The 20,857-nt window shown below is 66.6% G+C and carries 17 protein-coding genes; 13 read left to right on the top strand and 4 right to left on the bottom strand.

Annotated elements, in window-relative coordinates:
- Window position 1 precedes the first annotated feature (1 nt).
- The 9 genes from bamA (at window position 2) to GOC52_RS06550 (ending at window position 12,852) form a co-directional block, all read left to right on the top strand.
- Entirely contained in the window at window positions 2-2,365 is a 2,364-nt protein-coding gene (gene bamA, locus GOC52_RS06590; RefSeq protein WP_010486337.1) for an outer membrane protein assembly factor BamA, read from the top strand.
- 460 nt (window positions 2,366-2,825) lie between these two features.
- Window positions 2,826-3,848, top strand: coding sequence for a UDP-3-O-(3-hydroxymyristoyl)glucosamine N-acyltransferase (gene lpxD, locus GOC52_RS06585; protein ID WP_049455670.1), 1,023 nt, complete (start codon window positions 2,826-2,828; stop codon window positions 3,846-3,848).
- Window positions 3,845-4,303, top strand: a complete 459-nt coding sequence (gene fabZ / locus GOC52_RS06580; RefSeq protein ID WP_191850975.1) for a 3-hydroxyacyl-ACP dehydratase FabZ — start codon at window positions 3,845-3,847, stop codon at window positions 4,301-4,303. Before lpxD ends, fabZ begins: the two co-directional genes overlap by 4 nt.
- Before the next feature lie 16 nt (window positions 4,304-4,319).
- Window positions 4,320-5,111 carry an acyl-ACP--UDP-N-acetylglucosamine O-acyltransferase gene (gene lpxA / locus GOC52_RS06575; RefSeq protein ID WP_010486342.1) on the top strand — a complete coding sequence of 264 codons (792 nt, stop codon included), beginning with the start codon at window positions 4,320-4,322 and terminating at the stop codon, window positions 5,109-5,111.
- Complete coding sequence (gene lpxB / locus GOC52_RS06570; protein WP_010486343.1) at window positions 5,108-6,367, top strand: lipid-A-disaccharide synthase; 1,260 nt, start codon at window positions 5,108-5,110, stop codon at window positions 6,365-6,367. The genes lpxA and lpxB overlap by 4 nt, the downstream gene beginning before the upstream one ends.
- A complete protein-coding gene (locus tag GOC52_RS06565) occupies window positions 6,364-7,032 on the top strand; it encodes a ribonuclease HII (RefSeq protein WP_010486345.1) in 669 nt (222 codons plus the stop codon). The genes lpxB and GOC52_RS06565 overlap by 4 nt, the downstream gene beginning before the upstream one ends.
- A gap of 216 nt (window positions 7,033-7,248) precedes the next feature.
- On the top strand, window positions 7,249-10,839 hold the full coding sequence (dnaE, locus tag GOC52_RS06560; protein ID WP_191850973.1) for a DNA polymerase III subunit alpha: 3,591 nt from the start codon (window positions 7,249-7,251) through the stop codon (window positions 10,837-10,839).
- Between the two features lie 70 nt (window positions 10,840-10,909).
- On the top strand, window positions 10,910-11,779 hold the full coding sequence (locus GOC52_RS06555) for a hypothetical protein (RefSeq protein WP_049411482.1): 870 nt from the start codon (window positions 10,910-10,912) through the stop codon (window positions 11,777-11,779).
- A gap of 113 nt (window positions 11,780-11,892) precedes the next feature.
- Window positions 11,893-12,852: an acetyl-CoA carboxylase carboxyltransferase subunit alpha gene (locus tag GOC52_RS06550; protein ID WP_010486352.1), complete on the top strand. Its 960-nt coding sequence runs from the start codon at window positions 11,893-11,895 to the stop codon at window positions 12,850-12,852.
- A 313-nt stretch (window positions 12,853-13,165) separates the two neighbouring features.
- Here the strand turns inward: GOC52_RS06550 and GOC52_RS06545 are convergent, their stop codons facing one another.
- Window positions 13,166-13,621 carry a CopD family protein gene (locus GOC52_RS06545; protein ID WP_049411479.1) on the bottom strand — a complete coding sequence of 152 codons (456 nt, stop codon included), beginning with the start codon at window positions 13,619-13,621 and terminating at the stop codon, window positions 13,166-13,168.
- Window positions 13,622-13,770: 149 nt separating this feature from the next.
- Between GOC52_RS06545 and GOC52_RS06540 the strand changes: the two genes are divergently transcribed.
- Window positions 13,771-14,361, top strand: a complete 591-nt coding sequence (locus GOC52_RS06540; protein ID WP_049411475.1) for a class I SAM-dependent DNA methyltransferase — start codon at window positions 13,771-13,773, stop codon at window positions 14,359-14,361.
- A gap of 93 nt (window positions 14,362-14,454) precedes the next feature.
- The gene (locus tag GOC52_RS06535; protein ID WP_049411473.1) at window positions 14,455-15,762 is read left to right on the top strand and encodes a polyhydroxyalkanoate depolymerase; all 1,308 of its coding nucleotides are present in this window, start codon (window positions 14,455-14,457) and stop codon (window positions 15,760-15,762) included.
- Between the two features lie 129 nt (window positions 15,763-15,891).
- Here the strand turns inward: GOC52_RS06535 and GOC52_RS06530 are convergent, their stop codons facing one another.
- A complete protein-coding gene (locus GOC52_RS06530) occupies window positions 15,892-16,881 on the bottom strand; it encodes a sensor domain-containing protein (protein ID WP_049411470.1) in 990 nt (329 codons plus the stop codon).
- Window positions 16,878-17,243 (bottom strand): PadR family transcriptional regulator, encoded by a 366-nt coding sequence (locus GOC52_RS06525; RefSeq protein ID WP_049411468.1) that lies wholly within the window; start codon window positions 17,241-17,243, stop codon window positions 16,878-16,880. The genes GOC52_RS06530 and GOC52_RS06525 overlap by 4 nt, the downstream gene beginning before the upstream one ends.
- A gap of 136 nt (window positions 17,244-17,379) precedes the next feature.
- On the opposite strand from GOC52_RS06525, the gene GOC52_RS06520 reads away from it, so the two are divergent.
- Complete coding sequence (locus GOC52_RS06520; protein WP_010486362.1) at window positions 17,380-18,282, top strand: peptidylprolyl isomerase; 903 nt, start codon at window positions 17,380-17,382, stop codon at window positions 18,280-18,282.
- 583 nt (window positions 18,283-18,865) lie between these two features.
- Here GOC52_RS06520 and GOC52_RS06515 read toward each other — a convergent pair.
- A complete protein-coding gene (locus GOC52_RS06515) occupies window positions 18,866-19,738 on the bottom strand; it encodes a DMT family transporter (protein WP_043396501.1) in 873 nt (290 codons plus the stop codon).
- Window positions 19,739-19,853: 115 nt separating this feature from the next.
- Here GOC52_RS06515 and GOC52_RS06510 point away from each other — a divergent pair, with 115 nt between their 5' ends.
- Window positions 19,854-20,798: a LysR substrate-binding domain-containing protein gene (locus GOC52_RS06510; protein WP_010486365.1), complete on the top strand. Its 945-nt coding sequence runs from the start codon at window positions 19,854-19,856 to the stop codon at window positions 20,796-20,798.
- Window positions 20,799-20,857 lie beyond the last annotated feature (59 nt).

Below are 20,857 nucleotides of genomic sequence, written 5' to 3'. Positions count from 1 at the left end.
CATGACGCGACTCCCCAATCGCCGCCTGCTGGCCCTCGCCCTCGCCGCCGTCACCGGCGCTCCCGCCCTGGCCCAGGCAGCCGAGCCCTTCACTGTCAGCGACATCCGCGTGGATGGCCTGCAGCGCATCAGCTCGGGCACGGTATTCACCTACCTGCCGGTGGAGCGTGGCGAGACGGTCACCGACAACAAGGTCGGCGAGACCATCCGCGCCCTGTACAAGACCGGCTTCTTCGAAGACGTGCAGCTGGACCGCCAGGGCAGCATCCTGGTGGTGACCGTCAAGGAACGACCGGCGATCAACAAGCTGACCGTGACCGGCAACAAGGACATCAAGTCCGAGCAGCTGCTCAAGGGCCTGTCCGACATCGGCCTGACCGAGGGCGGCACCTTCGATCGCCTGAGCCTGGACCGCGTGACCCAGGAACTGCGCCGACAGTACAACGACCGCGGCAAGTACAACGTCGAGATCACCCCGACGGTGAGCCCGCTGGACCGCAACCGCGTGGACATCGCGATCGCGATCAAGGAAGGCAAGGCGGCCAAGATCCGTCACGTCAACCTGGTCGGCACCGAGAAGTTCGAGAGCAAGGACATCCTGGAGACCTGGGAGTCCAAGGAGCACAACTGGGCGTCGTGGTACCGCCGTGACGACCAGTACTCCAAGGAAAAGCTGTCCGGCGACCTGGAAAAGCTCAATTCCTGGTACCTCGACCGCGGCTATGTCGACTTCAGCATTGATTCGACCCAGGTGTCGATCAGCCCCGACAAGCGCGACATGTTCCTCACCGCCGGCGTGACCGAAGGTGCGCAGTACAAGATCTCCGAGATCAAGGTCAGCGGCGACACGATCCTCCCGCAGGAGGACGTCGAGCGCATGGTGATCCAGAAGTCCGGCGACACGTTCTCGCGTGCGCTGCTGGAATTCAGCTCGGACACCATCACCAACTCGCTGTCGAACATCGGCTATGCGTTCGCCAAGGTGAACCCGATCCCGACCACCAACCGCCCCGAGCAGACCGTGGCGATCAACATGCAGGTCGTTCCGGGCCCGCGCGTGTCGGTGCGCCGCATCCTGTTCCGTGGCAACACCCGCACCTCCGACGAAGTGATGCGTCGCGAAATGCGCCAGTTCGAGAACAGCTGGTACTCGCAGGCCGCGATCGACCGTTCCAAGATCCGCCTGCAGCGCCTTGGCTACTTCGAGTCGGTGGACGTCGAGACCCCGGCCGTCAGCGGCAGCAACGACCAGGTCGACGTCGTCTACAACGTCAAGGAAACCACCTCCGGCAGCTTCGTGTTCGGCCTGGGCTACTCGCAGTCCTACGGCATGACCACGTCGGTGCAGCTGTCGCAGAACAACTTCCTCGGCGGCGGCAACCGCGTGTCGGTCGAAGCCTCGCGCAGCAGCTACCTGCAGCGCTACGGCTTCAGCTACACCAACCCGTACTTCACCGATGACGGCGTGTCGCTGGGCTACAACCTGTCCTGGCGCGAGCTGGACTACTCCGACTTCAACACCGCGCAGTACAACAGCACCAATGGTTCGGCGCAGGTGGTGTTCGGCGTGCCGATCACCGAGACCGATACCGTCTCGCTGATGTTCGGCATCGACAGCAACCAGATCACCACCTACCAGGGCTCGACCCCGCAGTCGATCATCGACTACATCAACGCCGTCGGTAAGCGCACGTTCCATGCCTGGCGCACCGAGCTGGGCTGGGCGCGTGACTCGCGCAACGACTACTTCATGCCGACCCGCGGTACCTACCAGCGCATCGGCCTGGAAACCACGCTGCCGGGTTCGACCATCGAGTACTACAAGCTGAACTACCAGATCAGCAAGTACTGGCCGATCATGCCGTCGCTGGTGATCAACACCCGTGCCGAAGTGGGCTACGGCGATGCCTATGGCAACGACTACACCCGCACGCTGACCAACCCGGACGGCACCACCCGTACGGTGACCGCCAGCGGCCTGCCGTTCTTCGAGAACTTCTACGCCGGCGGTACCAACTCGGTGCGTGGCTTCGAAGACAACACCCTCGGCCCGCGCGAAGTCACCAATGGCTATCCGGAAGGCCAGCCGCTGGGTGGTTCGCTGAAGACCGTTGGTTCGGTCGAAGCCTACTTCCCGCGCCTGTTCGACAGCCCGTCGGCACGTGTGTCAGCCTTCGTCGACTTCGGCAACGTTTACAACGGCGTGGACAACTTCAAGGCCAACGAACTGCGCGTGTCCACCGGTGTGGCCCTGCTGTGGCGCGCCCCGGTCGGCCCGATCTCGATCAGCTACGCCTTCCCGCTGAAGAAGAAAGACGATGACAAGATCGAACGGCTGCAATTCACGTTCGGTGGCCAGTTCTGAGGAACGTTGTTCCCCAGAACTGATCCACCTCCGGTGAATTGCCCGCGCATTTCACCTATCCCCCGCGCCGCTGGCGCGCCCCCCTTAACAAAGGGGGGCTCTCCACCAGACGGGGCGCGAAGCGCCGGGCTCTGCCCGGCGTTTTCGTTTTGCAGATGACACTGCACGGCACGGACTTTTGGCCGCGCTCGCGGGAAATTGTCCAGAGGCGGCGGGTGGCCCTGGACAGGACCGTTGGCGCCATGGGCCCGAGGCATGCCTCGGGCGGGTTGGGCAGGACGCCCAACCCCGGTCTTGCCGTGTGCGCAGGACAGCGCACACGAGCAAGGCGCCATCGAGCACCATGGAGGGGCTTTTGCGTGTCCTGGCCAGGGCCACCCGCCGCCTCCCGCCCGTATCAGGCAGGCGCCAAGCCCTGCCCCCGCATGACCGCAATGGCGTCACACGTTAAACTCCCGCCGTGAATACTCCCACCTACACCGCCCAGCAACTCGCCGAGCAGTTCGGCCTGCAGGTCCATGGCGACCCCGCCACCGCCATCCATGGCGTGGCTACCCTCGCCCATGCCGGTCCTGGCCAGCTGACCTTCCTCGCCAATCCACGCTACCGCGCCCAGCTGGCCGACAGCCAGGCCTCGCTGGTGGTCCTGCGTGCCGACGACGCCGAGGCCGCCCCCGGCGCCGCGCTCGTGGCCAAGGACCCGTACACCACCTTCGCCAAGATCGCCGCGCTGTTCGATATCGCGCCAACGCGCCCGCCGGGCATCCACCCCAGCGCCGTCATCGATCCCAGCGCCCAGGTCGCCGCCAGCGCCCATATCGGTCCCTTCGTCTCCGTCGGCGCGCGCAGCGTGGTCGGTGAGAACTGCATCATCGGCACTGGCAGCGTGATCGGCGAAGACTGCAGCCTGGACAACGGCTGCGAGCTGATCGCGCGGGTCACCCTGGTCACCCGGGTCAAGCTCGGCAAGCGCGTTCGCGTGCATCCCGGCGCCGTACTCGGCGCCGATGGCTTCGGCCTGGCCATGGACGCCGGCAAGTGGATCAAGGTGCCGCAGCTCGGCGGCGTGCGCATCGGCGACGATTGCGAAATCGGCGCCAACACCTGCGTCGACCGTGGCGCGCTGGAAGACACCGTGCTGGACGAAGACGTGCGCCTGGACAACCTGGTGCAGATCGCGCACAACGTGCAGATCGGCGCGCACTCGGCCATCGCCGGCTGCACCGGCATCGCCGGCAGTGCCAGGATCGGCCGCTACTGCCTGCTCGGCGGCCACGTCGGCGTGGTCGGCCACCTCGAGATCTGCGACAAAGTCGTGATCACCGGCAAGTCGGTGGTCCGCAATTCCATCCATGAGCCGGGCGAGTACTCGTCCGGCACCCCGTTGACCGACAACCGCACGTGGCGCAAGAACGCCGCGCGCTTCAAGCAGCTGGACGCATTGGCTCGCCGCGTCCTGGCTGCTGGCAAGGAGAAAGAATGAACGACACGCTGCAGCTTCCGATCGACGTCTGCCAGATCCATGAACTGCTCCCGCACCGCTATCCGTTCCTGCTGGTGGACCGGGTGCTTGAGCTCGACATCGAGGCCAAGCGCATCCTTGCGCAGAAGAACGTCAGCATCAACGAGCCGTTCTTCCAGGGTCACTTCCCGGGCCGCCCGATCATGCCTGGCGTGCTGATCATCGAAGCGCTGGCGCAGGCCGGTGGCGTGATGACCCAGCTCACGCTCGGCCGTGACTCGCAGTCCAAGCTGTTCTACATGGTCAAGGTGGAAAACGCCCGCTTCAACAAGCAGGTCGTGCCCGGCGACGTGCTGATGCTGGATGTGCAGATGAAGCGCCTGATCCGCAACATGGGCTGGTACTACGGCGAAGCCAAGGTCAACGGTGAAGTCGTTGCCTCGGCCGAAGTCATGTGTGCCGGCGCCAAGGGCTGATCCACTGGAGGCAGGAATGACTGACAACGCACCGCGGATCCACCCGACCGCCGTCATCGACCCGGCCGCGCGCCTGGCCGATGACGTCCAGGTGGGCGCGTTCACCCTGATCGGTGCCGATGTGGAAATCGGTGCCGGCACGGTGATCGGCCCCCATTGCAGCATCCACGGCCCGACGAAGATCGGCCGCGACAACCGCTTCATCGGCCACGCAGCGGTCGGTGGCGAACCGCAGGACAAGAAGTATGCAGGGGAGCGCACCGAGCTGGTGATCGGCGACCGCAACGTGTTCCGCGAGTTCGTCACGCTGAACCGTGGCACCGGCGGCGGCGGCGGCATCACCAGCATCGGCGACGACAACTGGATGCTGGCCTACACGCACGTGGCGCATGACTGCCATGTCGGCAACTTCTGCGTGTTCTCCAACAACACCACCCTGGCCGGCCATGTGACCGTGGGCGACTACGTGATCATCAGCGGCTTCGCCGGTGCCCACCAGTTCTGCCGGATCGGCGCGCATGCCTTCCTCGGCATGGGGGCGCTGACCAATGGCGACGTTCCGCCGTTCACCATGGTCGGCACCGATTCGCTGGGCCGCCCGCGCGGCATCAACAGCGAAGGACTGAAGCGCCGCGGTTTCGATGCCGAGCGCATTTCCGCCATCAAGCGTGCCTACCGCACCCTGTACGTGGCGGGCCTGCCGCTGGCCGAAGCCAAGGTGCAGCTGACCGAACAGGCGCGTGACAGCGATGACGTGAAGGCCATGCTGGACTTCATCGAGCACGCCGAGAGGCCCTTGCTGCGATGAGCAGCACGACCGGCCAGGCGCCGGCCGGCGCCGCTGTGATTCCGCTGGCCTCGATGACCGGCAGCGTCCCCGCGCAACGGGTGCTCAGCGAGCGCCCGTTGCGGATCGCCCTGGTCGCCGGTGAGGCCTCCGGCGATCTGCTCGGTGCGGGCCTGGTTCGCGAACTGAAAGCGCGCTTCCCGCATGCCGAATTCGCCGGCATCGGTGGCGACGCCATGCGCAGCGCCGGCTGCCAGACCTGGCACGATGCCAGCGAACTGGCGGTGATGGGCCTGACCGAAGTACTGCGCCATCTGCCGCGCCTGCTGAAGCTGCGCTCGGCGTTCCGCCAGCGTGCGCTGGACTGGCAGCCGGACGTGTTCATCGGCATCGACGCCCCCGACTTCAACCTGGGCATCGAGCGCTGGCTGAAGCAGCGTGGCGTGCGCACCGTGCATTACGTCAGCCCCTCGGTCTGGGCCTGGCGTGAGAAGCGTGCCGAGAAGATCGGCAGCAGCGCCGACCTGGTGCTGTGCCTGTTCCCGATGGAACCGCCGATCTATGCCAAGCATGGCATCGACGCGCGCTTCGTCGGCCATCCGATGGCCGACGACATTCCGCTGCAGGGCAACCGCGAGGAAGCGCGCGCCGCGCTTGGCCTGCCGACTTCAGCCAAGGTGCTGGCGGTGCTGCCGGGCAGCCGCCTGGGCGAAATCTCGCGCCTCGGCGAACCCTTCTTCGAGGCTGCCTGGCAGGTCTCCGAACGCATCCCGGGCCTGCACGTGGTGGTGCCTGCCGCCAACCCCGCCTGCAAGCGCCTGATCGAAGAGCAGCTGTCACGCTCGGCGCTGCCGGTCGCGTACTCGCATGTGCTCGACGGCCAGGCCCGCAACGCCATGATCGCCGCCGACGTGGTGGTGCTGGCCTCCGGCACCGCGACGCTGGAGGCGATGCTGGTCAAGCGGCCGATGGTGGTCGGTTACCGCGTCAACGAGCTGACCTACCGCCTGGTCAAGGCGCTGGGCCTGATCAAGGTCGACCGCTTTGCCCTGCCCAACATCCTGGCGGGCCAGGACCTGGCACCGGAACTGATGCAGCACGACTGCACGCCGGACAAGCTGGCGGCAGCCATCCAGCAGTGGTTCGACCACCCACAACGGGTAACCGACCTGCAGGACACCTATGCACGCCTGCATGAGCGCCTGCGCCGCAATGCTTCGGCACGTGCCGCCGACGCCGTCGGCGAGCTGCTGATGCGCGACCAGGCCCAGGCATGAGCCGCCGCCACGCCGCAGCGGCCAGCCTGGCCCTGTTCGATGGCAGCGCGGTAATCGAGCCGGAACGCCTGGTTGCCGGCGTCGATGAGGCCGGCCGTGGTCCGCTCGCCGGGCCGGTGGCGGTGGCGGCGGTGGTGTTCGACCCGGCACGGCCACGCATCAACGGCCTGGACGATTCCAAGCAGCTCACCGCGGCGCGCCGCGAGCAGCTGCATGACCGCATCATCGAGCGCGCCCTTGCCTGGCACGTGGTGCTGGTGGACGTGGACACCATCGACCGCCTGAACATCTACCAGGCCACCCTGCAGGGCATGCGCGATGTCGTCGCCGCGGTCGCCCACGTGGCCGGCTTCGCGCGCATCGACGGCAACGTGGTGCCCAAGGGCCTGGTACTGCCGGCGCAGGCGCTGATCGGCGGCGATGGCATCGACCGCGCGATCATGGCCGCATCTATCCTGGCCAAGGTCTCGCGCGATCGCTACATGCAGGACGTGCACGCCCGCCACCCGCAGTACGGCTTCGAGCAACACAAGGGCTATGGCACCCCGGCCCACCTGGCCGCCCTGCGCGAGCACGGCCCCTGCATGGAGCACCGGCGCAGCTTCGCCCCGGTACGTGAGTGCCTGCAGGCCGAGCAGGCCGAGCAGGCCGCCACGATCGCCTGAACAGCCGCCGGGCATGGCCCGGCGCTACCACGGCAATGTGAACGCACCCGGTAGCGCCGGGCCATGCCCGGCGGTATTCGCGCAATCGACGTACCGTCAAGTCCTTGTCGCCTCCCCCCGCCCTCGTTACCCTGACCGGGCACTCCAGCGCTTCCCGACCCCGGCGACGATTCCCCCGTCAGCACCCGGGGCCCGCGCGCTCCAACCTGGTCCGGCATGTCCAACTCCCGCTTCGTACATCTCCACGTCCACACCGAGTTCTCGCTGGCGGACTCCACCATCCGTGTGCCGGCCAAACCGGACCAGGCGGACCCGAAGAAGGCCAAGCAGGCCAACCTGCTGTCGCGCTCGGTCGAGCTCGGCCTGCCCGCGCTGGCAGTGACCGACCTCAACAACCTGTTCGCGCTGGTCAAGTTCTACAAGGCCGCCGAAGGCGTGGGCATCAAGCCGATCGCCGGTGCCGACGTGCTGATCGCCGAGGAAGGCCAGGACCCGTGGCGAATGACCCTGCTGTGCCGCGATCGCGAGGGCTACCTGAGCCTGTCGCGGCTGCTGACCCGCGCCTGGATGGAAGGCCATCGCCCGGAAGGCGGTGTGGCCATCCATCCGGACTGGCTGAAGGCCGGCAACGCCAACCTGTTCGCGCTGGCCGGCCGGCAGAGCCTGGCCGGGCGCCTGGCGCTGGACGGCAAGCATGAGCTGGCCGAGCAGCAGCTGGCCGACTGGCAGCGCGTGTTCGGCGACGGCCTGCACCTGGAACTTACCCGTACCGGCCGCGAGGGCGAGGAAACCTTCAACCAGTTCGCGCTGATGGCGGCCGGCCAGCGTGGCCTGCCGGTGGTGGCCAGCAATGATGTGCGCTTCCTGTCGCCCACCGATTTCAGCGCGCACGAAGCGCGCGTGTGCATTTCCACCGGCCGCGTGCTGGACGATCCCAAGCGCCCGCGCGAGTACAGCGACCAGCAGTACCTGAAGTCGGCCGAGGAGATGTGCGCGCTGTTCGCCGACATTCCCGATGCGATCGACAACACGCTGGCGCTGGCCGAGCGCTGCAACATCGAGATGCGGCTGGGCACCTACTTCCTGCCCAACTACCCGGTGCCCGACGACGAGACCCTGGACACCTGGATCCAGAAGATGTCGCGCAACGGCCTGGAAGAGCGCCTGGAGAAGAATCCGCTGGCGCCGGGCAAGACCCGCGAAGAGTATTTCGAGCGCCTGGAGTTCGAGCTCAACACCATCATCAAGATGGGCTTCCCGGGCTACTTCCTGATCGTGGCCGACTTCATCCAGTGGGGCAAGAACCAGGGCATCCCGATCGGCCCGGGCCGTGGTTCCGGTGCCGGTTCGCTGGTGGCGTGGGCGCTGAAGATCACCGATCTGGACCCGTTGCCGTACAACCTGCTGTTCGAGCGCTTCCTGAACCCGGAACGCGTGTCGATGCCCGACTTCGACATCGACTTCTGCATGGACCGCCGCGACGAGGTGATCGACTACGTCGCACGCAAGTACGGGCGCGAGCGCGTCAGCCAGATCATCACCTACGGCACCATGGCCGCCAAGGCGGTGGTGCGCGACTCCGGTCGCGTGCTCGGCTTCCCGTACGGCCTGGTCGACGGCGTTTCCAAGCTGATCCCGAACATCCTGGGCATCCACCTGAAGGATGCACTGGGCAAGGGCAAGGAAGGCCCCAGCTCGGAAATGGCCTCGCCGGAACTGATCCAGCGCTACGAGACCGAGGACGATGTCCGCGACCTGATCGACCTGGCGCTGCAGCTGGAAGACCTGACCCGCAACGCCGGCAAGCATGCCGGTGGCGTGGTGATCGGGCCCGAGCCGCTGAGCGAGTTCTGCCCGCTGTATGCCGAACACGACGAGAACGGGCTGGGCAAGAACCCGGTCACCCAGTTCGACAAGAACGACGTGGAAGAAGTGGGCCTGGTGAAGTTCGACTTCCTCGGCCTGCGCACGCTGACCATCATCGACTGGGCGGTGAAGGCGATCAACAAGCGCCACGAGCGCGCCGGCATTCCGCCGGTGGACATCGCCGCGATCCCGCTGGACGACACGCCCACCTACAAGGACATCTTCGCCAACGGCAACACCGGCGCGGTGTTCCAGTTCGAATCCTCGGGCATGCGCCGCCTGCTGAAGGACGCGCGCCCCGACCGTTTCGAAGACCTGATCGCGCTGGTGTCGCTGTACCGCCCTGGCCCGATGGACCTGATTCCTTCGTTCAACGCGCGCAAGCACGGCCAGGAAGAAATCATCTATCCCGATCCGCGCACCGAAGCGATCCTGAAGGACACCTACGGCATCATGGTGTACCAGGAGCAGGTGATGCAGATGGCGCAGATCGTCGGCGGCTACTCGCTGGGCGGCGCCGACCTGCTGCGCCGTGCGATGGGCAAGAAGGTGCCGGCCGAAATGGCCAAGCACCGCGAGATCTTCCGCGAAGGTGCGGCCAAGGACGGCGTGGACGAAGCCAAGGCCGATGCGATCTTCGACCTGATGGAGAAGTTCGCCGGCTACGGCTTCAACAAGTCGCACGCCGCCGCCTATGCGCTGGTCAGCTACCAGACCGCGTGGCTGAAGCGCCACTACCCGGCCGAGTTCATGGCGGCCACGCTGTCGTCCGACCTGGACAACACTGACAAAGTGGTCGGCTTCCTCGACGAGGTGCGCAACCTTGGCCTGACCGTGCTGCCGCCCAAGGTGAACCAATCGGCCTTCATGTTCGAAGCGGTCACCCCGGACACCATCCAGTACGGCCTCGGTGCGATCAAGGGCGTCGGCCAGGGTGCCTGCGAGGCGGTGGTCGAGGAGCGGCTGAAGGGCGGCCCGTTCAAGGACCTGCTCGACTTCTGCACCCGCGTCGGCTCGGCCAAGCTCAACCGGCGCACGCTGGAAGCGATGATCAACTGTGGTGCGCTGGACGAGCTCGGCCGCAACCGCGCCTCGCTGATGCTGCAGCTGCCGGAAGTGATCAAGGCCACTGATCAGATGGCGCGCGAGCGTGCGTCCGGGCAGAACTCGCTGTTTGGCGGGCCCGACCCGAGCACCGTGTCGATCCAGCTGGACCTGCCCGAAGCCGAAGAATGGCCGCTGCTTCAGCGCCTCAACGGCGAGCGCGACACGCTCGGTTTCTACCTCAGCGGCCACCCGTTCGATCCTTGGCGCGACGATGTGCGCGATCTGGTAGGCAACGACCTGGGTTCGGTGGAGAAGATCTGGAGCGCCAACAGCGGTGGCGGTGGTGGCGGCGAGAAGCGCTGGCGCCCGGAAGTACAGACCGTGCTGGCCGGCCAGGTGGTCGGTGTGCGTCGCAAGGGCGAGAGCCAGATCTTCATCCAGCTGGAAGATGGGCGCGGGCGCGTCGAGTGCAGCGCGTTCTCCGACGCGATGGCCGAGTTCGGGCACCTGATGACCAAGGACCGCATCCTGGTGGTCAAGGGCGGCCTGCGCGAGGACGAGTTCAACGGCGGCTACGCGCTGCGCATCCGCCAGTGCTGGGACTTCGACGAGGTCTGCGCCAACTACGCCACGCGGTTGTCGCTGCGCCTGGACCTGCGCCAGCAGCGCCCGGTCTGGGAGCGCATCGATGCCCTGCTCGACCGCCATCGCCCGGGGCGCACGCCACTGCGCCTGGACCTGCTGCTGAAGGGTCCGCAGGGTGGCATCGCCGGCATGCTTGATGTGTCCGGGCAAAGCGCGGTACGCATTGATTCCAAGCTGATGGAGGCGCTGCGCGCCGACCCGGCCGTGCGCACGCTGAAAGTGCGCTACAGCCCACCGTGGGCCAGCTGAGGCTGGCTCCCTGGTTTTCCTGCCTCCCCCCCCCCTGTTTCCCCGTTCCAAGTATCAAGGACGATTGCCGATGAAGACCCTGCTGTTCCCGTTTGCCGCCGCTCTGGCCCTGGCCGCCTGCTCGCCGTCGAAGATCGAGTTCCAGATCGACAACCCGACCGACACGCCGCTGGCGCTGAGCATCGATGGCAAGGACCTGCCGGTGGCCGCACAGGGTTCGCGCCCGATCTCGCTCGCCGTCGGTGAGCACCGCCTGCACACCGACAAACTGGGCGACGTGCGCTTCATCGTCTACGTCGATGGCCGCGGCGGACTGATCAACCCGACCCTGAGCGAGTACGTGGTCGCCCGCGAGATCTACGTCACCGACGAGAGCAAGCTGAAGAACTTCGGCACCGGCAAGGCCGGCATCGAGCTGGGCGGCGTCGACTTTGAAGGCCCGTTCGAGAAGAGCCACGAACTGTTCATCGACAAGACCTGGACCTACGGCGTGCGCGAACCGTTCCCGAAGGAAAAGGTGGTGGCCCACGTCGACGCCAGCGGCGGCCAGATCGTGGCCAAGGTGTTCACCGCGCCGGACTTCATCGCTTACGTGGAAGAAGGCATGGGCGAACCCGGTGCATTCAAGCGCGAGCAGCCGGCCGGCTACGTGGCCCCGGCATTCAGCCTGGAACCGGCCCCGGCCAGCCTGCCGGCGCTGGACCCCGCCTTCGAGGCGCACGCCGCGCCGCTGCGCGAGGTCTATGCGCGCTGGCTGAAGGCCACCACCGCCGATGAACAGAAGGCCCTGCGCAAGCAGGACTTCGACGCGCAGATGGCCTTCACCTCGGCCACCGCCACCCTGGGCAGCGGCCTGGGCCGGGAAGCCAACGAGGCCTACAACGACTTCGTTTCCCAGCGCAGCCAGCTGATGGGCCGCAGCGCGCTGGTGGTGCCCTGAGCTGACTGGCGCGCCCTGCCCGGCTGCGCTACCGTCGCCTTCCAGACGAAGGCGTACGGGTGGTTTGCACGCATTCGGCTAGAATTCCCCTCTTCTTTACACGACGGCTTCCGATGAATCCGAACTACCTCGACTTCGAGCAACCCATCGCCGACCTGGAAGCCAAGATCCAGGAACTGCGCAACGCCAGTGCCGGGCCGGCGGTCAATGTCGAGGCGGAAGTGCACGCGCTGCAGGACAAGCTGCGCATGCGCACCGCGCAGATCTTCCGCAACCTGACCTCGTGGCAGGTGCTGCAGCTGGCCCGCCACCCGTCGCGCCCGTATACCGCCGACTACATCCGCGTCATGTTCGATGAGTTCCAGGAGCTGGCCGGTGACCGCGCCTTCGCCGACGACAAGGCCATCATGGGCGGCCTGGCCCGCATCAATGGCCGTTCCGTGATGGTGATCGGCCACCAGAAGGGCCGCGACACCAAGGAAAAGATCAAGCGCAACTTCGGCATGCCCAAGCCGGAGGGCTACCGCAAGGCCCTGCGCCTGATGAAGATGGCCGAGCGCTTCGGCCTGCCGGTGCTGACCCTGATCGACACCGCCGGCGCCTGGCCGGGCATCGACGCCGAATCGCGCGGCCAGTCCGAAGCGATCGCACGCAACCTGATCGAGATGGCCGAACTGAAGGTGCCGATCATCTGCACCGTGATCGGTGAAGGCGGCTCCGGCGGCGCACTGGCGCTGGGCGTGGGCGACCGCACCGTGATGCTGGAATACGCGGTGTACTCGACCATCACGCCGGAAGGCTGCGCATCGATCCTGTGGAAGGACGCCGGCAAGGCCAAGGAAGCCGCCGAGCAGCTGGGCCTGACCGCGCCGCGCCTGAAGAGCCTGGGCCTGGTCGACAAGGTCGTGCGCGAGCCCACCGGCGGCGCCCACCGCAACCCGACCCAGATGGCCAAGCGCCTGAAGGCCGTGCTGCTGAACGAACTGAACGAACTGGACAAGCTGTCCACCGAACAGCTGCTGGAACAGCGCTACACCCGCCTGCGCAGCTACGGCACGTACGAAGCGGCCTGATTCATCGGCTTGTTACTTTCTTGCTCGTGCAAGAAAGTAACCAAAGAACACGCCGCCGAACGCGAGCCGGTGCTATGCACCGGTTCCCTGCGCTTCTCGGTGAATCAGGGGGCGGCGCCGAACTCGCCGCGCTCAGACATCGGCGCCTCTTCGCCCCTGTTTCACCTGCGATGCTCGGCTCGCTCATGGCGGACCTGAGCATCAAAAGCCACAGCTGCACCCAGTAGATCCACGCCATGCGTGGATGCCTCTGCTTTGGCGAAGAATCACGCGAGCCCGTAGAGCCAAGCATGGCTCTACGGGTAACCGACTTTCAGAACGGCTTGGCCAGCACCAGCCACACGATCGGAATGAAGGCCAGCAACGGGATCTCGTTGATCCAGCGCAGCGCGCGCGACGACGGCAGCGCCCTGCCCTTGGCCGCGCCCTTGAGCAGGCGGCCGATCCAGCTGAAGTACACCAGCAGCAGCACCACCAGCCCCAGCTTGGCATGCAGCCAGCCGGCGCCACCGGGCGCGACCATGGTCGGGAAATCGGGGATGACCTTGTAGCCCAGCCACAGCACCAGGCCGAGCAGGAATGCCAGCCCGAACATCGAGTGGCCAAAGCGGTACAGGCGCAGGCCCATCAGCTGCAGGCGCTCGGTCACCGCCGGCTGGCCTGCAGTCTCGGCCAGGTTCACCAGAATGCGCGGCAGGTAGAACACCGTGGCCATCCACGCCACCACGAACACGATGTGGAAGGTCTTGACCCAGTAGTAACTCTGCATGCGCTCGCTCCGGCGGCTGGCGTAGATTGGCGGCCATTCTCGCATGCCGTGGCGAAGCCGCCGCAGGCACGTACGCCGCGACACATCGACGCATGGCGCGTCGCAACACCGTACGATAGGCGCCGTTTTCCCCGACCGCGCACCGCCCCATGGACAAGACCTACGACGCCGCCTACTTCCAACGCTGGTACCGCCGTGCCGACATCGGCGGCAGCGCCCGCCTGGCGCGCAAGGTCGCGTTGGCCGTGGCCAACGCCGAGTACTACCTGGAGCGGCCGATCCGCAGTGTGCTGGACATCGGCTGCGGTGAAGGCGCCTGGCGCGCGCCGCTGCTGAAGCTGCGTCCGAAGGTCGAATACCTCGGCTTCGACAGCAGCGAGTACGCTGTGCGCCGCTACGGCCGCACCCGCAACCTGCACCTGGCCCGCTTCGGCGATTTCGCCTGGCTGCGGCCCTGTGCCCCGGTCGACCTGCTGATCTGCTCGGACGTGATGCACTACGTGCCCGACCGCGAGCTGCGTGCAGGACTGGCCGGCGTGGCCGAGCTGACCGGCGGCGTAGCCTTCCTGGAGACCTTCGCCGCCGAGGACGCGTTCGAAGGCGACCACGAGGGCTTCCAGGCCCGCCCGGCGCGCTGGTACCGCCGCACGCTGGCCCGGCACGGCCTGCTGCCGGTTGGGTCGCACTGCTGGCTCGGCCCCGCCCTGGCAGGCGATGCGGCCGCGCTGGAACGGATGTGAATCCGGATTCATTATTTTCAGTCAACTTAACCTGCGGGACACCGGGATGGGATATGCTGCGCGGCAACATATGACCATACATATTCGGTCGTCATGCTCTATCAACTGCACGAACTGACCCGCAACCTGCTCGCCCCCTGGGTGCATCAGGCCCAGGCCAACGCCAGATTCTTCGCCAACCAGGGTCACTGGTGGTCGCAGATGCCGGGCGCTGATCGCCTGGCGGCGGTCAATGAACTCTTCCATCGCATCGGCAAGGATTACGAGAAGCCCGAATGGGGCATCAACGAAATCGAGGTCGACGGCGAGCGCGTGCCGATCGTGGTGCACGAGGAAGTGAGCAAGCCGTTCTGCAAACTGCTGCGCTTCAAGCGCCACAGCAATGAAGCCGACCAGCTGCATACCATGCTCAACCAGCCATTCGTGCTGGTCGTTGCGCCGTTGTCCGGCCACCACGCCACCCTGCTGCGCGACACCGTGCGCACGCTGCTGCGCGACCACCGCGTGTACGTCACCGACTGGGTCGACGCGCGCATGGTGCCGTCCAGCGAAGGCGAGTTCGGCCTGGACGACTACATCGCCTACATCCAGGAATTCATCCGCCACCTCGGCGTCGAACGCCTGCACGTGATCAGCGTGTGCCAGCCGACCGTACCGGTGCTCGCCGCGGTTTCGCTGATGGCCAGCCGTGGCGAGCCCACGCCGCGCTCGCTGGTGATGATGGGCGGTCCGATCGATGCGCGCTGCAGCCCCACCGCAGTGAACAACCTGGCCACGCAGAACCCGTTGTCGTGGTTCGAGAACAACGTCATCCACACCGTGCCTGCCAGCTACCCCGGCGCCGGTCGCCGCGTGTACCCGGGCTTCCTGCAGCACGCCGGCTTCCTGTCGATGAACCCGAGCCGCCATTTCAGCTCGCACTGGGATTTCTACACCGACCTGGTCAAGGGCGACCTGGAAGATGCCGACGCGCACCGTCGTTTCTACGACGAGTACAACGCCGTGCTGGACATGCCGGCCAAGTACTACCTGGATACGATTTCCGTGGTGTTCCAGGACTTCCTGCTGCCGCGTGGCGAGTGGGTGGTCAACGGCGAGAAGGTCGATCCGTCGGCGATCCGTGATACCGCGCTGCTGAGCATCGAAGGCGAGCTGGACGATATCGCCGGTCTCGGCCAGACCGAAGCCGCGCAGGCGCTGTGCACCGGCATCACTGCGGACCGCCGTGAGCATTTCATCGTCGAAGGTGCCGGCCACTACGGCATTTTCAGCGGTCGTCGCTGGCGCGAGGTGGTGTACCCGAAGGTGCGTGACTTCTTCGCCGCGCACGCCGAAGCACCGGCGGCGAAGGCCGCGAAGAAGAAGAGCAACGTCACCCCGCTGCGGCGAAAGGCGGGGTAGCTCGCCCTGGTAGATGCCCACCTTGGTTGGCGCCCTGCCATGAATCCCGATCTCTGATGGATGGTGCCAACCAAGGTTGGCACCTACCAAAGCGAAGCCCGCCAAACGTCCCCAAGCGTGGATTCCGGCTTACAACCGCACCAGCAGGTTCTTGGCGATCAGCCCGTGCAGCTTGCCGATGCCACGTGCCAGATGCATCGTCAACAGCAGCAGCAGCACGCCCACGGCTGCGATCACGATGCCCACCAGCGGCGAGGCGGCCATCGGCAGCACGTTCACGCCATCGACGTAGACACCCGGAATGTCACCGCTGAACAGCGCGGCCACCGGCGCCCAGATGAACCCCAGCGACAGCGACAGCAGCGTCACCGCGATGGTGAAGTAGACCACGCCCAGCGGCAGCATCAACACGAAGTACAGCAGGGTCAGCCAGGTGCGGCCATCGGTGAACATGTCGCCGATGCGCTGCAGCCAGGTGCGGCTGCGATCGGTGTAACGCGGACGGCGCGGCATGCGTTCTCCCAGCAGCGCTTCCACCAGCCGTCCTTCCAGCAGCGCCAGCCCGCGCACCGAGCCGAAGAACAGCACGGTCAGCGGAATGCCCACGATCAGGATCAGCAGGCCCAGCGACAGCGACAGGCCGGTCACCACCCAGGTGAAGAAGAAGATGCCGGTAGCCAGCGACAGCAGCATGTAGAACAGCGCGCCGTAGGTATGCGGATCGGCGACCACGCCGAAGAAGCGCGCCAGCAGCGAACGCTGCACCGGCGCCGGCGGCGGTGAGGCCGGCTCGACGCCGCTGGCTTCCGCCGCCGCACGCAGCACCGGCCCGGTATCCGCACGCGGCGTGCGCAGCGCGCGGTTCACCGTCACTTCGGTCTCGCGGTAGATCTCGGCCACTTCGTCCGGCGCACCGTAGCTGCCGGCCACGTCGGCGATGACCTCGGCTTCACTGCGGCCGGGCTGCGCCGCCAGCTCCGAGCGCAGGTATTCCTCGGCGTCGTACAACGCGTCCTGCACCATCGCCGGATCGGCACCTTCCAGCGCCGCGCGCAGCTGCGCCAGATACTGCGGGATGGTGGTCGGCAGGGCGCGGCCTGCCAGGCTCGGGTCGTTCATTGCGGTACCCCCTCCAACACGGAATCGACGGAATCACGGGTGGCCTGCCAGGCCTGGCGCCACTGCGCCAGCACGTCGCGGCCACGTTCATTGATGCGGTAGTAGCGCCGGGGCGGACCACTGCTGGATGGCTCCACATGGCTTTCCAGCAGGCCGGCGCCCTCCAGGTTGCGCAGCACCGGGTACAGCGCGCTCTGCTTGCCGCTCAGCACGCCCTCGCCCACCCGCTCCAGCTCCTTGGCAATGAGGTAGCCGTACAGCGGCTCCCCGGCCCGGGCCAGCACCGCCAGCAGGGCCAGCGACACCGTTCCGGCGCTGAGCTCCTTCTGGAACTTTTTCAGGTGGACATCGTCTTCGACCATGACCTGCCCTCCACTACGTTGAAGTCCACAGTAGTGCGAAGTTCGGTATAGCGAATGTGTCGTTAGTCATCGTGCCGGTTGGCGCGGCTGCGCGGCTCACGCAGAATCGAACCCTCGTTCATGTTCCGGGGTTCCCATGCCGCACCGCCGTCGCCTTGCACTGACCGCCCTCGCCCTGGCCTGCCTGCTGCCCTCGCTGGCCAGCGCTGCCGCCCCGTACCGCAGCCCGCAGCAGATCCTCGACGCCTCGGCGGCCAGCGACTGGCGCACGCCGGACCCGGCCAACCTGCTGTACATGGACCTGCCGGCGGGGCGGGTGATCATCGAGCTGGCGCCGCAGTTCGCCCCGCGCCATGTCGCCAACATCCAGACCTTCGCCCACGAGCACTTCTGGGACGGCACCAGCATCTACCGTTCGCAGGACAACTTCGTGGTGCAGTTCGGCGATGCCGACGCCGATGACGCAGCCAAGGCCAAGCCGTTCGGCAGTGCCGCGCGCAAGCTGCCGGCCGAGTTCGAACGCGCCAGCGCCGGCCTGAAGGTCAACGTGCTGCCGGATCGCGATGGCTGGGCGGCACAGACCGGTTTCGTCGACGGCTTCCCGGTCGGCCAGGACCCGCAGGCCGGCAAGGCCTGGCTGGCGCACTGCTACGGGATGCTCGGTGCCGGCCGCAGCAACGAGGAAGACAGCAGCATCGGCGCCGAACTCTATGTGGTGACCGGCCAGTCACCGCGCCAGCTGGACCGCAACATCACCCTGGTCGGCCGCGTGCTGAAGGGCATGGAACTGCTCAGCGCGACGCCGCGCGGCCCGGCGCCGATGGGCTTCTACACCGACCCGAAGCTGCGTACGCCGATCGTGTCGATCCGCCGTGCCAGCGACGTGCCGGTGGCCGAGCGCACGCCGATCCAGGTGCTGCGCACCGATTCGAAGACCTTCGCCGATACGGTAGAGGCGCGACGCAATCGCGTGGATGATTTCTACAAGCGCCCGGCGGGGCATATCGATCTCTGCAATATTCCGGTGCCGGTGCGGTAGGAGCCTGGCTTGCTGCGCGTTGCGCGTGCTGAAGGTACGTCACTGTTCATGGGCGTTACTTTTCTTTGTACGCAAAGAAAAGTAACCAAAAGAAACGTTCCGCCGGTCGCGAGCCGGCGCTGCGCGCCGGTACCCTGCGCTCCTCGGCCCGTCGAGGGACGGCGCGGAGAGCAGCCGAGCATGGCTCGGCTCTACAAAAGTGCGTGGCGCCTCTTCGCCCTCGCCGGACCTGCGGTGCTCGGCTCGCTCAAGGCGGACTGGAAGGTCAAGATCAACAGCAAGAGCATCCACGCATGGCGTGGATCTACTGGGTGCAGCTGTGGCCTTTGATCTGGGTCCGCCTTGAGCGAACCGAGCATCGCAGGGGAATCAGGGGCGAAGAGGTGCCGATGTCTGAGCGCAGCGAGTTCGGCACCGTCCCCTGATTCACCGAGAAGCGCAGGGGACCGACGTGCGAAGCGCGGCGGCTCGCGACCTGGCGGCGCGTTTCTTTTGGTTACTTTTCTTTTCGCGCGAAAAGAAAAGTGACGCCCATGAACAATGAAGCACCTTCAGCACGCGCCACGCGCAAAACGCCAACGCCTCAGCCCTTCTGACTCACCGCCACACTACCCAGAATCAACGCACCGGCAATCAGCATCTGCACCGTCACCGCCTCGCCCAGGAACAACCACGCAAACGCCGCGCCGAACAGCGGAATCAGGTACGTCACCGTCGACGCGCGTGACGGGCCGATGCGGCCAATCAGGCGATAGAACATCAGGAATGCCAGGCCGGTGCAGGCCACGCCCAAGGCGATCGCTGCACCCCAGGCCTTCAGCGGAATGGCGGCCTGTGGCCAGTGCGTCACCGCCATCGGCAGCATCCACAGCGAGGCACACGACAGCGTGGCTGCCGCCGCCGCGGCCGATGGCAGGCCGGTCATGTGCCGCTTCACCAGGTTCACGCCCAGCCCGTACAGCAACGACGCCGCAGCGCCGGCGATCACTGCGGTACCAATACTCAGGCCGGACACCTTGGCGGTGGCCAGCACCACCACGCCGGCGAAACCAACCAGCAAGGCGCCGGCGCGGCGCATGCCTATCTTCTCGCCGAAGAACAGGAAGGCGATCAGCGCGGCGAACAGCACGGTCATCGCATTGCAGATCGCGCCGATCGCCGCCGGCGCCTGCTCGGCAGCATAGGCGAACAGCACGAACGGCAGCGCCGAATTGATCAGGCCGATCGGTGCCAGCCACAGCCAACGACGCGGCGGGAACTGCGCGCGGGCGCGCCACAGGAACGGCAGCAGCACCAGCGCGCCCAGCACCAGCCGCACCTCGACCAGCGCGAACGGGCCGAACGACGGCACCGCCACCCGCATGAACAGGAACGAGCAGCCCCAGATGGCGCCCAGCAGGGTCAATTCCAGCGGTGTGCGCCAGTCGCGCTCGACCGCCTGTGGGACCGCATTCATACCCTGCCTCCGTCCATCGTCTGTTTCTCGCCAAGGCAGACAGGATCGGGTGCAGACGCCCGCCGCACAAGCGCGTAGTATCGCTGCCAGCCACAAATATGGCTTGAGGCTCGCCGTGCAGCTACGCCCTTCCCTGCTCCCCGCACTGGCCGTCTTCGCGGTCGCGGCGCGCCATCAGAACTTCGCCCAGGCCGCGCAGGAACTGCACCTGACGGCCAGCGCGGTCAGCCACCATGTGCGGCGCCTGGAAGAGGTACTGGAGACCCGGCTGTTCCTGCGCCATGCCCGCGGCGTGCGCCTGACCGCGGAGGGCCGGCAGTTGGCCGACGCCGCCAGCGCCGCCTTCACGGATGTCGCGGCGGTCGCCCATCATCTGCAGCCGGATGCCGACAGCGTGCCGCTGCGGATCACCACGCTGCGCTCGCTTTCCTACTGCTGGCTGCTGCCTCGACTGCCACGCTTCACCCAGGCCTATCCGCACATCCGCATCGAGCTGCACACCGGCAGCGGCCTGGATCGCTACGACGACAATGGGCCCGAGGTCGGCATCCGCTACGGCCTGGGCCAATGGCCGGGCCTGCGTGCGCAGCATCTGATGGACGACTACCTGTTCCCGGTGGCCTCACCCGCGCTGGCCGGGGTCGAAACGCTGGACGATCCGGCCCGCATCGCCGAGCTGCCACTGCTGACCGACCTGTCACCGCAGGGTTGGCGCGACTGGTTCCGTCACGCCGGCGTGCGCCCACCGTCGCCGCTGCCGCCGATGCACACCTTCGCCGACAGCACCGATGCGATGCGTGCAGCGGTATACGGCATGGGTGCGGTGCTGGCGCGCACCCACATCGCTCAACCCTACCTGCAGCGCTACGAGGTGGTGCGCCTGCCCGGCCCGGCGCTCAAGGCGCGCTATGCGTATCACGTGGTGCATGCCGAAGGACAACCACCCAGCCCCACCGCGCGCCTGTTCATCGACTGGTTGCTGGAGCAGGCGCAGGACGAACGCACGCCCATTCCGGCATTGCCGGACAGCCTGCTCGGGCGCCCGGCCACACGCGCCTGACTGCGCCCTCACCCGCTCTTTGCTTCACGCTGGCTAGGCTGCTGGCGAACCCACAACGT

The organism is Stenotrophomonas sp. SXG-1 (assembly GCF_014083965.1).
Taxonomy (GTDB): Bacteria; Pseudomonadota; Gammaproteobacteria; order Xanthomonadales; family Xanthomonadaceae; genus Stenotrophomonas; species Stenotrophomonas geniculata.
This window is presented reverse-complemented; position numbering and strand designations above follow the sequence as displayed.